General features: G+C 50.5%; 15 protein-coding genes. 5 read left to right on the top strand and 10 right to left on the bottom strand.

What is annotated here, in order from left to right; translation table 11 throughout:
* Positions 1-2: 2 nt before the first annotated feature.
* Entirely contained in the window at positions 3-674 is a 672-nt protein-coding gene (trmB, locus tag J3369_RS03255; RefSeq protein WP_349583759.1) for a tRNA (guanine(46)-N(7))-methyltransferase TrmB, read from the top strand.
* A 69-nt stretch (positions 675-743) separates the two neighbouring features.
* Here trmB and J3369_RS03260 read toward each other — a convergent pair whose 3' ends face one another.
* Positions 744-1,472: an EAL domain-containing protein gene (locus J3369_RS03260; RefSeq protein ID WP_303573914.1), complete on the bottom strand. Its 729-nt coding sequence runs from the start codon at positions 1,470-1,472 to the stop codon at positions 744-746.
* Positions 1,473-1,781: 309 nt separating this feature from the next.
* Here J3369_RS03260 and panP point away from each other — a divergent pair, with 309 nt between their 5' ends.
* Positions 1,782-3,410 carry a pyridoxal-dependent aspartate 1-decarboxylase PanP gene (panP, locus tag J3369_RS03265; protein ID WP_349583762.1) on the top strand — a complete coding sequence of 543 codons (1,629 nt, stop codon included), beginning with the start codon at positions 1,782-1,784 and terminating at the stop codon, positions 3,408-3,410.
* A 98-nt stretch (positions 3,411-3,508) separates the two neighbouring features.
* On the opposite strand, the gene panC is transcribed toward panP, so the two are convergent.
* The 7 genes from panC to sfsA form a co-directional block, all read right to left on the bottom strand.
* Positions 3,509-4,357 carry a pantoate--beta-alanine ligase gene (gene panC, locus J3369_RS03270; RefSeq protein WP_349583765.1) on the bottom strand — a complete coding sequence of 283 codons (849 nt, stop codon included), beginning with the start codon at positions 4,355-4,357 and terminating at the stop codon, positions 3,509-3,511.
* Between the two features lie 3 nt (positions 4,358-4,360).
* Positions 4,361-5,155: a 3-methyl-2-oxobutanoate hydroxymethyltransferase gene (panB, locus tag J3369_RS03275; RefSeq protein WP_119499914.1), complete on the bottom strand. Its 795-nt coding sequence runs from the start codon at positions 5,153-5,155 to the stop codon at positions 4,361-4,363.
* 61 nt (positions 5,156-5,216) lie between these two features.
* The gene (gene folK / locus J3369_RS03280) at positions 5,217-5,720 is read right to left on the bottom strand and encodes a 2-amino-4-hydroxy-6-hydroxymethyldihydropteridine diphosphokinase (protein WP_349583768.1); all 504 of its coding nucleotides are present in this window, start codon (positions 5,718-5,720) and stop codon (positions 5,217-5,219) included.
* On the bottom strand, positions 5,713-7,089 hold the full coding sequence (pcnB, locus tag J3369_RS03285; RefSeq protein ID WP_502877402.1) for a polynucleotide adenylyltransferase PcnB: 1,377 nt from the start codon (positions 7,087-7,089) through the stop codon (positions 5,713-5,715). The genes folK and pcnB overlap by 8 nt, the downstream gene beginning before the upstream one ends.
* A 31-nt stretch (positions 7,090-7,120) precedes the next feature.
* On the bottom strand, positions 7,121-8,053 hold the full coding sequence (gene gluQRS / locus J3369_RS03290; protein ID WP_349583771.1) for a tRNA glutamyl-Q(34) synthetase GluQRS: 933 nt from the start codon (positions 8,051-8,053) through the stop codon (positions 7,121-7,123).
* Between the two features lie 66 nt (positions 8,054-8,119).
* Positions 8,120-8,569 (bottom strand): RNA polymerase-binding protein DksA, encoded by a 450-nt coding sequence (gene dksA, locus J3369_RS03295; protein ID WP_119503274.1) that lies wholly within the window; start codon positions 8,567-8,569, stop codon positions 8,120-8,122.
* A 220-nt stretch (positions 8,570-8,789) separates the two neighbouring features.
* Positions 8,790-9,491, bottom strand: a complete 702-nt coding sequence (sfsA, locus tag J3369_RS03300; RefSeq protein WP_349583774.1) for a DNA/RNA nuclease SfsA — start codon at positions 9,489-9,491, stop codon at positions 8,790-8,792.
* A 69-nt stretch (positions 9,492-9,560) separates the two neighbouring features.
* On the opposite strand from sfsA, the gene pepB reads away from it, so the two are divergent.
* Positions 9,561-10,844, top strand: coding sequence for an aminopeptidase PepB (gene pepB, locus J3369_RS03305; protein ID WP_349583777.1), 1,284 nt, complete (start codon positions 9,561-9,563; stop codon positions 10,842-10,844).
* 85 nt (positions 10,845-10,929) lie between these two features.
* Here pepB and J3369_RS03310 read toward each other — a convergent pair whose 3' ends face one another.
* Positions 10,930-11,112, bottom strand: a complete 183-nt coding sequence (locus J3369_RS03310) for a helix-turn-helix domain-containing protein (protein ID WP_119499919.1) — start codon at positions 11,110-11,112, stop codon at positions 10,930-10,932.
* Positions 11,113-11,286: 174 nt separating this feature from the next.
* Between J3369_RS03310 and J3369_RS03315 the strand changes: the two genes are divergently transcribed.
* Positions 11,287-11,895 carry a YhgN family NAAT transporter gene (locus J3369_RS03315; RefSeq protein ID WP_349583780.1) on the top strand — a complete coding sequence of 203 codons (609 nt, stop codon included), beginning with the start codon at positions 11,287-11,289 and terminating at the stop codon, positions 11,893-11,895.
* A complete protein-coding gene (locus tag J3369_RS03320; RefSeq protein WP_349583783.1) occupies positions 11,895-12,473 on the top strand; it encodes a YjaG family protein in 579 nt (192 codons plus the stop codon). The genes J3369_RS03315 and J3369_RS03320 overlap by 1 nt, the downstream gene beginning before the upstream one ends.
* A gap of 174 nt (positions 12,474-12,647) precedes the next feature.
* Here the strand turns inward: J3369_RS03320 and rsmD are convergent, their stop codons facing one another.
* Positions 12,648-13,238 (bottom strand): 16S rRNA (guanine(966)-N(2))-methyltransferase RsmD, encoded by a 591-nt coding sequence (rsmD, locus tag J3369_RS03325; RefSeq protein ID WP_303573906.1) that lies wholly within the window; start codon positions 13,236-13,238, stop codon positions 12,648-12,650.
* Between the last annotated feature and the right edge of the window lie 43 nt (positions 13,239-13,281).

Raw genomic sequence — 13,281 nt, forward strand, 5'->3', positions numbered from 1 at the left:
CTGTGAGTACCGGTAATTCCCGTGAAGTATTGAGTAATCAGCAGGGCATTAATGAGAAGCTCGACGAATTGGTTGAGCGGTATCGCCGCACGGAAAACCAGCGTCCGGTGAGTGACCATACCCGCACATCTTTTGATGACGTGTGTGCGTGGCTGGATGACTGGCAGGGCGATGTGATTCTGGATTCCTGCTGTGGGGTAGGGGAAAGCACGGCCAACCTGGCTGAACGCTTTCCTGATGCCAGAGTTATTGGTATTGATAAGTCGGCGCTTAGAGTAGATAAGCACGTGCACTATCAGTCAGAAAGTCAGAACTACGCTGTGTTTCGTGCAGATGTAAATGACTTCTGGCGTTTGGCACGCACGGCGGACTGGAATATTGTGCAGCACTTTTTGCTGTACCCTAATCCTTATCCAAAACCGTCTCAGGTACAAAAGCGCTGGTACGCTTCTGCTTCCATGGTGGATATTATGGCGCTGTGCAGCAACATTGAGGTGCGCAGCAACTGGTTGTTGTATCTGATGGAATTTGCCCGCGCGGCAAGTCACTATGGTTTATCCGGAGATATCAGTGAAATCACCGGTGATAACCACATGACTCCCTTCGAGCGGAAGTACCGTGGCAGCGGGCAACCATGCTGGCGGTTGACTACCCGTTACGATGAAGCTGTTTGATGATATGTGTAAGTAACAAAGGCCGGTTATCCGGCCTTTGTTCTGTCTGTTCCGTATCGGGGGCTGAGATCAGTGGGCAGCGGCGTTGCGCGGCACCGGAGCCGGTTCACAGAATACAAAACCCTGTGCATACTGAATCGGCAGTTGCATCACCTTTTCCAGGGTATCGGCATCTTCGACATGTTCGGCCACAATACTCATATGCCGGCTTTTTGCGAGATCACAGATACTGAGTATGAAATCCTCGATTTCTTCGCTGTGGTCGAGCCGTCGCAATAAGCCGCCGTCCAGTTTTACGCCGCGTATTGGCAGCGACATCAGTTTACGCACATTGCCGCTGCTTTTGCCCAGATTATCAATGAACACCCCCATTCCGCTGTGCATAGATTTATCGATAAAGCGCTTGAGGGTTTCATAATGGTGGCTGGCAACGTCAGCACTGACTTCCACACATACCCGTGAAGGATTCGGATAGTTGGCAAGTTGGGTGATAAGCGAGTTCAGCAGCTCTTCGTTATTGAGATCAGAGGCATCCAGGTTGATGTTCCAGGGCGTATTGGATTCTTCGAAATACACCGCACTTTTGCAAAACATCATTTCAGCCAGTTGGTGAATATGGTTGTTACGCTCAATGAGGAACAGAAAATCGCTGGGCAGGAAAACCCGTTGCTCAGGCGTAACAAGCCGTGCAAGGCATTCATAACGCCATACAATTTCTGACCTGATATCGACGATTGGCTGAAAGTAAGGCACAATAGATTCGAGAGTGTAGCTGTCTGTTATTTCACGAATTGGCATGTCACTCGCCTCTGGCTATTCCTGTCTTTTCACTATAGCAGACGTTGTCAGATTACCCATTCTCTATTTTCACATATTCGTGTTAACCGTAATGATGGGCGGTATTTAAAGTCATTTGGCGTGATTATCACTACCGTTTAATCCGTCTTATACTTGGCGCAGGCGTGTTTCCGGGGTAAAGTTCGGCACTTTGTAAGATACGTGCTAAGTTTTCATTGTCACTGACGATGTTTGTCAGGGTGCAGCCGGTGTTGTACTTTGCCTGTGGCGAAGCGCGGTTTGCTCCAATTTAATTAAGAGGTGTGTGGAGTGGGTGAAGCACAAGTCAGTCTGAAACATCTGTTTCGGGTCTTTACTAAACCTGAACACAAAGACTCAAAGCTCGCACAAATCGAACAGCATTTGTCCGATAACATTCTGGATTTCCTGTCTCAGCACGTAGTAACGAAAAAGACGTCGCTGGAAGAGGTTGAGCAGGACTTTTCTGATCCCTTCGTGCCGGAATCTCCTGAGTTTGTTTCTTCTCACGCTGAGTCGTTGCTGAACAAGCTGGTCGCCCATTCTGTCAATACCTATTCCCCGACCTTTATTGGTCATATGACCTCTGCGTTACCCTATTTTCATTTGCCACTGGCTAAATTGCTGGTGGGCCTGAATCAGAATCTGGTAAAAATCGAAACATCTAAAGCCTTCACACCGCTTGAACGGCAAGTGCTGGGTATGATGCATAACCTGGTTTATGGCCAGGAAGACAGCTGGTATCAGCAGTATTTGCACAGCGCCAGACATGCACTGGGAGCGTTCTGCTCGGGTGGTACAGTGGCAAACATTACAGCGCTTTGGGTTGCACGAAATAAAATTCTCGGGCCGGATAAGAAATTTGCCGGTGTGGCTAAGTCAGGTCTGGCTGCTGCTTACCGCCATTATGGTGTTAACCAGATGGGCGTGATGTGCTCCCGCCGTGGTCACTACTCATTGTCCAAAGCCGTGGATGTGCTGGGGATCGGACGTGATAACCTTATTACCCTGCCATGCCCGCAACAAACCCTGTCACCTGAACAGGCGCTGGCTGAAGGCCATCGCTATCAGGAAGAAGGCAATAAGTTGCTGGCTCTGGTGGGTGTTGGCGGTACTACGGAAACCGGTCACGTTGATCCGCTGGATGAGTTGGCAGATGTGGCCCGTGAGCTGGATTGCTGGTTCCATGTGGATGCTGCCTGGGGCGGCGCTACGTTGTTTTCCGGCACCCACCGGAGCAAGCTTAAAGGCATAGAGCGTGCAGATTCAGTTACCATTGATGCGCATAAGCAAATGTACGTGCCCATGGGCGCTGGTATGGCACTGTTTAAGAATCCTGAAGACGCCAATGCTGTGCGCCATCATGCCCAGTACATTCTGCGTCAGGGTTCGAAAGACTTAGGTGCTACAACGCTGGAAGGCTCCAGAAATGGTATGGCGATGATGGTGTATGCGTCATTACATATCTTTGGCCGCCGGGGTTATGAACTGCTGATCGACCAGAGTATCAGTAAGGCAAAAGCCTTTGCCCGTATGATTTCAGAGCATCCTGATTTTGAACTGGTGACAGCACCCACATTATCACTGCTGACTTACCGCGTTTGTCCGCCGGTTGTTCAGGAAAAACTGAAAACCGCTTCTGATGACGAGAAAGCACGCCTGAATCACAAAATTGATGCGCTGGTGGTGAATGTGCAAAAGCTGCAACGTGAAGCCGGTAAATCCTTCGTGTCACGTACCCGTCTTGAAAACCCGGACCTGAATCCGAAGCCGGTAACTGTATTTCGTGTAGTGCTGGCCAATCCGCTGACGACAGAGCAGGATTTAAAGAATATTCTGCAGGAACAGTCTGAAATCGCCCGCGCCCGCCATGCCTGGGCAGAGCTGGAGAAAACCATTCCTTCTGCGGTTGCCGGTTAATATCTTCCGGTAAGCTCCGCAACATCGCAGTAACCTGCGGGATCAAAAAAGCCGCGCAAGGGTATTTAACCTTTGCGCGGCTTTTGTTTGTGCGTACGCTACTTGCTAAAGTGAATATTGTCGATGAGACGGGTGCTGCCCAGATACGCAGCTATAAGGATAACGAACTCCGTCGACGCTGCAGTCGCATCAGTCAGGTCAGCAGCATTTTTAACTGCCAGATAATCCGTGCGGAATCCCGACTTATTAATGTGAGCACTTACTGTCGATATAAGTGATTTGAAGTCTGTCTCGCCAGCGAGAATTGCGGCTTTCATATCGCACAGTTGCTGATAGATAACCGGTGCAATTTCACGTTCATGCGCCGTGAGATAACCGTTGCGTGAACTCATTGCCAGGCCGGAGGTCTCTCTTTCCGTCGGAACCCCATTGATAGACAGACCCATAGATAAGTCTTTCGCCATCAGACGGATAACCTGCAATTGCTGAAAATCCTTTTCACCGAAAAAGGCGGTATCCGGAGAAACCATATTAAACAGTTTGCAAACAATGGTAGCGACACCACGGAAATGTCCCGGACGACTTTCGCCGCATAAGATAGAGGAAATGCCGGGGACTTCGACAAAGGTTTGCTGCTCAAGGCCTCTGGGATACATTTCTGCCACTGATGGCAGAAAAACAGCATCCACGCCAAGGTTTTCGAGCTTTTCTTTATCTGCATCCAGTGTGCGGGGATAGTTATCCAGATCTTCATTTTTCCCGAATTGCATCGGATTGACGAAAATCGATACCACCACAATATCGCACTCAGCTTTCGCTGCACGCACAAGCTGCATATGACCGTTATGCAAATTACCCATCGTCGGCACAAAGCCGACAGTTTTACCTGCCTGCACCCATGCGCTGCGTTGCACACGCAAGTCTTCAACCGTTGTCAGAGATTTCATGAATTACTCGAAGCTGTGAGAGGCGCCCGGGAAAGCACCGCTTTGAACATCGCTGATATACTTTTGCACCGCTTTTCGCATATCACCGGTTTCTGCCAGAAAGTTCTTTGAGAACTTCGGCATGTAATTGGCTGAGATGCCGAACATGTCGTGCATCACCAGAATCTGTCCGTCAGTACCGGCTCCTGCACCAATACCGATAACCGGAATGGACAGTGCTTCAGACACTTTTTTACCTAAAGAGGTCGGCACACACTCCAGCACCAGCAACTGCGCGCCGGCTTTTTCCAGCGCAAGGGCATCTTCAAGGAGTTTTGCCGCTTTATCTTCTTCACGGCCCTGTACTTTAAAGCCGCCAAAAACATGAACAGACTGCGGGGTAAGACCAAGGTGTCCGCACACAGGAACACTGCGCTCTACCAGGCCTCTGACAGTCTCTGCCAGCCACGCACCGCCTTCAATTTTCACCATGCTGGCACCGGCAGCCATCAGTCTGGCAGCGTTCTGATAAGCATGTTCAGGTGTGTCATAAGACATAAAAGGCATATCAGAAAGCACAAAAGCCCGTTTCGTACCTTTTCTCACCGCGCGGGTGTGATAAGCAATATCGTCTGTGGTGACGGGCAGGGTGTCTTCTTCACCTTGCAGCACCATGCCCAGCGAGTCACCGATAAGCAGGACATCAATATTCTGTTCATCGAACATCTTGGCAAAGCTTGCGTCATAGGCGGTGAGGGCGGTTATCTTCTCGCCGGCTGCTTTTTTGGTTTGAAGACCGGAAATGGTGATTTTTTTCATGGGAACAACCTCATTTGACACACCCCTGAGGGTGTTGAACAGATTGCGAACTATACGGATTTTAAGACTGATTGGAAGGCGTTATACGCCGAAGTCCCTCAAGATTGCAGCGTGACACCCACAAGGCGATGGGGTTACCGTCCGGCATGATCATAGATGGCGCAATTTCAAACAGCGGCACCATCACAAACTCCCTGGCGGCCATACCATAGTGAGGCAGGGTTAACTCAGCGGTGTTCATCTCTGTATTGCCGTAAAGCAGCATGTCTAAATCAAGAGTTCGCGGGCCCCAGCGCTCACCTTTGCGCTCACGGCCATGAGTATTTTCAATATTCTGTAATGCCCGCAACAGGTCCACTGGTTCCAGTGCCGTTTCCAGCAGGCACACTGCGTTAATATAGTCCGGTTGATCCTGCGGACCCATAGGAGAGGAACAATACAGAGATGAACGGGCCAGAACACGGGTATCAGCCAGTTCGCCCATAGCCTTCTTGGCAGCCTCAAGGGTTGCACCTGAATCGCCCAGATTACTGCCCAGACCAATATAAACGTGTTCTTTATGCATTTCCGGCATCCCGTTTTTCAGGTGAGCGGCGGCGTCGCTTTCGCGGGCCTGATGACTTGTTGCCTTCCGACTGGCGCAATGCGTTCAGTAACTTTTTCTGCTTACCCTGGTCAGCGTGCTGGAATTCGGTCCACCAGTCAGCCAGCTCCATTGTGTTCCCGCCTTCAATTTCGCCCCTTGCATGCAGGAAGTCATAGCCGGCACGGAATTTAGGGTGCGACAGCAACTGAAAAGCACGGCGGCCAAAGCGTCGTGGTAGCCGTTGTTGCAGGATCCAGATATCACGGATAACCGTGGAGAAACGTTTCGGGATCATAATACGTTGCACCTGACGGTGAATCACTTCACCGGAGGCAATATTAAAGGCGTCGTGCTGGTTCAGGCCGCTTTCTGCCTGCAGCTTCTGCGCATGTTCTTCCAGCGGATACCAAAGCAATGCCGCGTACAGGAAAGCCGGTGTTACCCGCTGGTTGCTGTTGATGCGCTCATCGGTATTTTCCAGCACTTTAAGAATAAACTGACACTCACGGCTGTCAGGATTTTTCGCAATGCTTTCTAACTGCGGGAATAACGGCGTTAACAACCCGTATTGCTGCAATAAGCGGAAGGTTTGCACACCGGCGCCGCCAAGGAACAACTTCAGGGTTTCTTCAAATAATCTTGCCGGCGGAATGTTTGCCAGTAAGTGTGCCAGCTCAGGGATAGGTTTTGCTGTACGGGGCGTAATCGTCATGTCCAGTTTGGCAGCAAAACGGATAGCTCGCAGCATGCGCACCGGGTCTTCACGGTAACGGGTTTCCGGGTCACCAATTAAGTCTACCTCGCGGTTTTTAACGGCATCGCGGCCACGGGCGAAGTCGGTAACTGTAAAGTCAGCCACGCTGTAGTACATGGCATTGAAGGTGAAGTCCCGGCGTTCGGCGTCTTCTTCGATAGTACCGAACACGTTATCCCGGACCAGCTGGCCCTGCGCGTCCTGCTGACCCAGTTTATTGTCTGATTCGCCTTCACTGTGGTGACCACGGAAAGTGGCAACCTCAATGATTTCCCGGCCGAATACAATGTGGGCAAGACGGAAACGGCGGCCGATCAGCCGGCAGTTTTTGAACAGGCTTTTAATTTGTTCCGGTGTGGCATTGGTAACGACATCGAAGTCTTTTGGCAGTTTACCCAGCATAAGGTCGCGGACACAGCCACCCACCAGGTACGCTTCAAAACCGGATTTATTCAGGCGGTACAGCACTTTCAGCGCGTTATCACTGATGTCTTCCCGTGAAATACCATGCTCGGCACGGGGAAGGGTATAGGCCTGTATCGTTGCTTCTGAGGCCGGGTCCTTACTTAATACCCGTTTTACCGTTTTAAACACGCGCGTAATGATGATGCTGTCTCCGAAAAAATTAAATGCCACAAAAAATAAAGGGTCTATGATAAGTGGATTCTGACGCAGCGACAATAATTTCGCGCTGCCTTGGTATTCTATCACAACCCCAGTGTTCAACTGCCCATTGTAGCACTTCCGCCGGCGGGGCATTTATACCATCTTCCGGAAGAGCTAAGCCTAAGAAGTTCAGTGCTGCGGCGAGGTTTTCCGACGGGGTTGAGTTATTGAGGGCTGCAGCATGATTCTGCTTACTCAATTTGCGCCCTTCAGACACAGAGGCCACCGGAACATGGGCATACGCCGGAGCACGTGCCTGCAGCAATTTGTAAAGGCTTAAGTGCGTTGCTGTTGTGGTAAGCAAATCGCTGCCCCGTACGATATGGGTAATACCCTGGTGTATATCGTCGGCCACCACCACCAGATTGTAAGAAAATAATCCGTCGCGACGTTTGAGCACGGTGTCTTCAAGGGCGTGGGCGTGGGCGTCGGTAACGTGTACCTGTCCCATAATACGATCATCAAACCGGGTGACCGGAGAGGTCATCTTTAACCGGATAGCCGTGCCGTCACCAGTGAGATGTTTGTCTCTGCAGGTGCCGGGGTATGTGCCGCCGGCTTCTTTAATCATCTTCCTCGTGCAACTGCACCGGTATGCCAGGCCTTGCCGGATAAACTGGTCTGTGAGCGCCTGATAACGGGCATGCTCTGCAGATTGATACATAACCTCACCGTCCCAGTGAAGATGGTGAGCTTCAAGTGTGTCCAGAATGAGTTTGTCGGCACCGCCAACGCAGCGGGGTTCGTCAATGTCTTCCATTCGCAGTAACCACTGCCCGTGATGATGTCTGGCATCAAGAAAGCTGGCAAGGGCGGCTATCAGCGAACCGAAATGAAGAGGACCTGAGGGAGAAGGGGCAAATCTGCCGGTATAAGAATGATGACCCGTCATAATATTACGAGTAAAAATGACTTAAGGCGCGGGTTTAACACCGGCGCCCTGAGTATCAGAAAAGCGTTAGCCCTGAAGCTGCTTTTCTTTGATTTCTGCCATTGTTTTACAGTCGATACATAAATCAGCTGTAGGGCGTGCTTCCAGACGGCGGATACCAATTTCGATACCGCACTGATCACAGAAACCGAAATCATCGTCTTCAATGCGACGCATGGTTTTCTCGATTTTCTTGATCAGTTTACGTTCACGGTCACGTGTACGCAGTTCAAGGCTGAATTCTTCTTCCTGCGCTGCACGGTCGACAGGATCAGGGAAGTTAGCAGCTTCGTCTTTCATGTGCGTCACAGTACGGTCTACTTCTTCACGCAGCTGATCACGCCATGCTTTAAGCAACAAACGGAAATGCTCCATTTGCGCATCGTTCATGTATTCTTCGTCAGGCTTTGGCTGGTAAGGCTCAAGGCCGGCTAAGGCTAAAAGGCCCAGGGATTTCGTTTCTTTTCCTGTTGGCATGTGCCACATCTCCTACACTACGACACCCATATGTCCTGAACAACCGGGAATCTATAGCAGAATCGCTATGTTCAGGCAACCTTTGGTGTCAAAGTTACCCTTCCGTTATTTAATGCATCCATTGCTCTTCGAATGCAAAACGCCGGTGGCGTCTGTGCACCACAACGGTAAAAAGCAAGCCGCAAATATGGCGTTCCGTTGAGAAATTGCAACCCCTTTTTCACAAAATTACTGGTAGTGATTGATTTAACTTAATATTTTGTTCGTTGATTTCGCAACCTAAAGCGATGATTTGCATTCCTTTATCATGCGCAACCCTTACGGCTGCGGCATAGTTTGGATCAATATGTTCTGCAATCCGTACTTCACGTATACCAGTATGCTGCACGCAAAACACCAGAGTCGCCGGCACGCCTGCTGCGGCCAGATTACCCAGTGTCTCACAGTGTTTTGCGCCACGGGTTGTTCTGGCATCGGGAAAGTAGCCTTTTCCCTCTTCCAGCAAAGTGACAGACTTCACTTCTATATAGGCATCGCCTTCAGCGGTAGTGATACAAAAATCGAAGCGGCTGTCGGCACCGGGTGGTGTCACCTCTGCTTTCCAGTCCTGTACGTGAGAAAATTCGGCTATGGCCTTGTTATCCAGTGCTTCCGCTACCAGTTTGTTAGCATTGTGTGTATTGATGCCGATGAAGTGTCCGTCAAAGGTCTTTGCCAGCTCCCAGGTATAGGCCAGTTTGCGTTTGGGATTATCTGAGGGGCTGAGCCAGACCTCATATCCAGGTTCGGCGCAGCCAGTCATTGCGCCGGTATTCGGACAATGCGCAACCACTTCTTCGCCTGAATCCAAGGTTACATCGGCAAGAAACCGTTTGTAACGACGAATAAGCTTTCCGTGAAGTAAAGGCGTAGTAAACTGCATACAAATAACCAGTCAATTTAATTGTCTGAAGATAAAGAACACATTGTAACAAGCTAATAAGGAATTGTTATGTCGATTTTTTCTGTGTCACTTTCCACCGGAAAGGCACCGGCTCACTGGGGCGAAAATGCCAGATTAAGCATTACAGCAGACGGTGCTGTTATCCATGTTACTGAGAAAGGCGACAGCATAAAATTGATTCGTCAGGCGGGCCGTCGTATCGACGGACTCGGCATCGCTGAAGTTCAGCTGACCGGTGACTGGTCTAAAGAGCAACAATGGGCTTTTGCCCTGAGTTATACCCGTGCGAGAAAGCCCGGGTCAATCCGCTGGGCAGATACCGGCGATGTTGCTGAATTAGATAAAGCGTATGCTGCCTTGTTGTTTACCCGCAGTCTGGTGAACGACACCCCTGAAGATCTATCACCTGAAACCCTTGCAGGTCGTGCAGCACAGTGGATTCAGTCGCTGGGCGGAGACAAGGTCTCTTACAGTATGACAGTGGGTGAAGCACTGCAGGAAGCCGGCTGGACAGGCATTTATAACGTGGGTCGTGGCAGCGAGCGTCCGCCGGTGTTACTGGAGCTGGACTATAACCCCACCGGCATCAACGATGCACCGGTCGATGCTGTGCTGGTAGGTAAAGGCATCACCTTTGACAGTGGTGGTTACAGCATTAAATCCAGTGAAGGGATGCTGGATATGAAATGTGATATGGGCGGCGCGGCAACAGTAACCGGAGCCCTCGGACTGGCTATCAGCCAGGGGCTCAAAAAGCGTGTGAAACTGCTTTTATGTTGCGCTGAAAACCTGATTAGCGGTCACGCATACAAGTTGGGCGATGTACTGACCTATAAAAACGGGCTTACAGTAGAAATCGTCAATACCGATGCAGAGGGTCGTCTGGTGCTTGCTGATGGCTTGATCCGGGCAACTGAAACCGGTGCTCCCCTCATTATTAACGCGGCGACGCTGACCGGTGCGGCAACGGTTGCATTAGGTAATGACTACCATGCTGTTTTCAGTATGGATGATGACGCCAGACAAGCGATGCTTGAAGCAGGTAAAGCCGAGGGCGAGGGCTTCTGGCCATTGCCGCTGGAAAAATGGCATCAGGATAAGTGTCCGTCTGCTTTTGCCGATACTGCCAACAGTCGTCCGATGAAAGGTGGCGGTGGTGGCGGCGCCTCAAATGCAGCCGGTTTCTTATCCCGTTTTGTTAATGAAGAAGGTAAGGGCTGGGTACACCTGGATCTGGCTGCAGCTTACAACGGCAGCGCTACACCGGAAATGCCGGCAGGTGCAACAGGTATCGGTATCCGCAGTATTGCGCGAATGCTGCAGCAGTACTGAACACTGATTAACAGATAAAGAAAAGCCCCCGGTTTTTACGAATAATGCCGGGGGCTTTTTCATTCTGAATTAAAAATGAAGCAGGTCAGATGCCGCCTAACCGTTCAGCCAGCACTTTATAACGCTCCACATCGCCCTTATCGAACAGCGGTTTACCTTCGCTGTCCTTCTCTTTTGCAACTAAAAGGCTTTCTCTTTCAAGGCGCTCTACGCGGATAGGCTGTACGTCAAGAAATGTCGCCACTTCTTCAATAGACATCAAACTCATAGTTCTCATTCCTGTCTGATTAGATAGTAAAATCAACGCGTAAATGCGACAATCCTGCGCTTATCTATCATTCTTATTTACGCTGTTGGCTAAATTTCCGTTTTTTAACCGGAAATCTAAACATAGCAGCGGGTCCGGGTAAGTCCAATTACACTTTAGGGGAGAATTTCTTTCATGGATACGTGGTCTGCGACCATCATGTTATTTCTGATCATGGATCCACTGGGGAATCTGCCGGTGTTTATGTCGGTGCTGAAGACCATCGAGCCTAAACGACGCCGTGTCATACTGGTAAGGGAGCTGGTATTTGCACTTATCATTTTGCTGATATTTCTGTTCAGCGGTCAGGCTGTGCTGGATTTCCTGAATGTTCGTCAGGAAACCGTGAGTATTGCCGGTGGTATCATTCTTTTCCTGATTGCCCTGAAAATGATTTTCCCTCCACAGTCGGGTAACGCGCTGGGGCTGGCCGTGGGTGAAGAGCCGTTTCTTGTTCCGCTGGCAATACCTATGATTGCGGGACCGTCGACCCTGGCTGCACTGATTCTGATTGCTAACCAGGCGCCGGACAGAATGACGGACTGGACGATTGCATTGGGGGCAGCCTGGGTGATCAGCGCGATCATCTTGCTATTCTCTGAAGTGTTTCACCGCTTGTTGGGTGAGCGCGGCTTAACCGCCATGGAACGTCTGATGGGGATGATTCTGGTGATGATTTCAATACAAATGTTTTTAGATGGTGTCAGCCATTACTTTCAACATGCTTCCGGAGCGATACAATAATGAAAAAACTGTCTACATTTGCACGGGTGAGACAACTGGAAGGATGGCGTGCCGTTGCCTTCAGCGCTGCGCTGCTGGAGCGGATGTTACCGAATTATGCGTTATTTAAAGAAGTCACGGGCTTTGATGATGAGGGCGTTTGCAAAAACTGTTTGTCTTTGTTGTGGGAGTCGGTGCGCAGCCCTAAAAGCAAAATTAACTTTTCTGTTCAGCTTGAGAAAGTAGAATGCGTCACCCCGGATACAGCAGATTACGACACCTTCGGTGTTTATCCTGCTATTGATGCAACAATCGCTCTGGCTGCGGCGATTGGCCTTGTGCTGAAGCAGGATCTGCAAGGGGCTGTGGTGGTCAGTAAGCTGTCGCAGGGCAGTGTGGAAGCCTACCTGCTGGCATCCGGCGTTGACGAAGAAGACATTAAAGGCCATCCGCTGATGGTATTTGAAGTAGAGCTGCAAAATGCCATGCTCGACCTGCTGGAAAAAGACGGCAGTCCGCTGTCCACCTGTGACGAACTCAAAGCCCTCGCTCTCGAAGAAGGCATCTCCAACATCGGCCTCGAAATCAATCCTGAGTGAGCCCTTTCGGCGGTATCGGCGTGTAGCGCGGCTGGTGAGTGCTGAGTGAGAGCACTGACGCCAGGAAGGCATTGTTGCCGGAAACACGCAAACCCCATCCCTGGGGCTCGGCTGCCGCATCCCTGCGGCAGACGGTTTCCGGCAACAACACCTTCCTTCGGCTTAACCGCCCAGTCAGTCTTCCAGTGATAGCAAGCAGTACATCACCTGTGCGAGTTTCTTTTCTTTAACTGCCTGCAGGCGTTCGCTGATGAGCGGGGAGGGGGCGTTGATTTCCTGTTCGACGTAAATTACACCGTCGGGTTTCAGAAGGTTCCGGCTCAGAATGACTTGCAGAACCGGCCCAACGAGGCCGTGATTGAAGGGCGGATCGATGAAAATGATATCGAACTGTTTATCTGTGGAAGACAATACTTGAACAGCATCGCCATTGATCACTTCACCATTTGCAGACATTGCTGAAAGGTTGGTTTTCAGTTGTACGGCCACATTTCTGTCTTTCTCAATGAATGTGCAATGTCCGGCATAGCGGGAAAGTGCTTCAAAGCCGAGTCCGCCTGAGCCTGCAAAAGCGTCGAGACAGTGAGCGTCGGGTAAATCATGCATCAGCCAGTTGAACAGGGTTTCTTTGTTCCTGTCAGTGGTGGGACGTAACCCGTCCACGTCTGCCACGGGCAGTTTCCGGCCGCGATACTGACCTGAAATGATCCTGACGTTGCCTGATTTCGTCTTTTGTGTCTGAGGCTTTCTGGATACTCGCTTCATAGGGGCTGACAATGTATGATAACGGCTATTGAAAGCCGGCCAG

This window comes from Alteromonas sp. NFXS44 (assembly GCF_040148705.1).
Classification (GTDB): Bacteria; Pseudomonadota; Gammaproteobacteria; order Enterobacterales; family Alteromonadaceae; genus Alteromonas.

Bases quoted from the DNA above. Each gene is read 5' to 3' on its own strand.
- J3369_RS03260 (WP_303573914.1), bottom strand. From the start codon at position 1,472: ATGCCAATTCGTGAAATAACAGACAGCTACACTCTCGAATCTATTGTG.
- panC (WP_349583765.1), bottom strand. From the start codon at position 4,357: ATGAAATCTCTGACAACGGTTGAAGACTTGCGTGTGCAACGCAGCGCA.
- panB (WP_119499914.1), bottom strand. From the start codon at position 5,155: ATGAAAAAAATCACCATTTCCGGTCTTCAAACCAAAAAAGCAGCCGGC.
- folK (WP_349583768.1), bottom strand. From the start codon at position 5,720: ATGCATAAAGAACACGTTTATATTGGTCTGGGCAGTAATCTGGGCGAT.
- gluQRS (WP_349583771.1), bottom strand. From the start codon at position 8,053: ATGACGGGTCATCATTCTTATACCGGCAGATTTGCCCCTTCTCCCTCA.
- dksA (WP_119503274.1), bottom strand. From the start codon at position 8,569: ATGCCAACAGGAAAAGAAACGAAATCCCTGGGCCTTTTAGCCTTAGCC.
- sfsA (WP_349583774.1), bottom strand. From the start codon at position 9,491: ATGCAGTTTACTACGCCTTTACTTCACGGAAAGCTTATTCGTCGTTAC.
- pepB (WP_349583777.1), top strand. From the start codon at position 9,561: ATGTCGATTTTTTCTGTGTCACTTTCCACCGGAAAGGCACCGGCTCAC.
- J3369_RS03310 (WP_119499919.1), bottom strand. From the start codon at position 11,112: ATGAGTTTGATGTCTATTGAAGAAGTGGCGACATTTCTTGACGTACAG.
- J3369_RS03315 (WP_349583780.1), top strand. From the start codon at position 11,287: ATGGATACGTGGTCTGCGACCATCATGTTATTTCTGATCATGGATCCA.
- J3369_RS03320 (WP_349583783.1), top strand. From the start codon at position 11,895: ATGAAAAAACTGTCTACATTTGCACGGGTGAGACAACTGGAAGGATGG.
- rsmD (WP_303573906.1), bottom strand. From the start codon at position 13,238: ATGAAGCGAGTATCCAGAAAGCCTCAGACACAAAAGACGAAATCAGGC.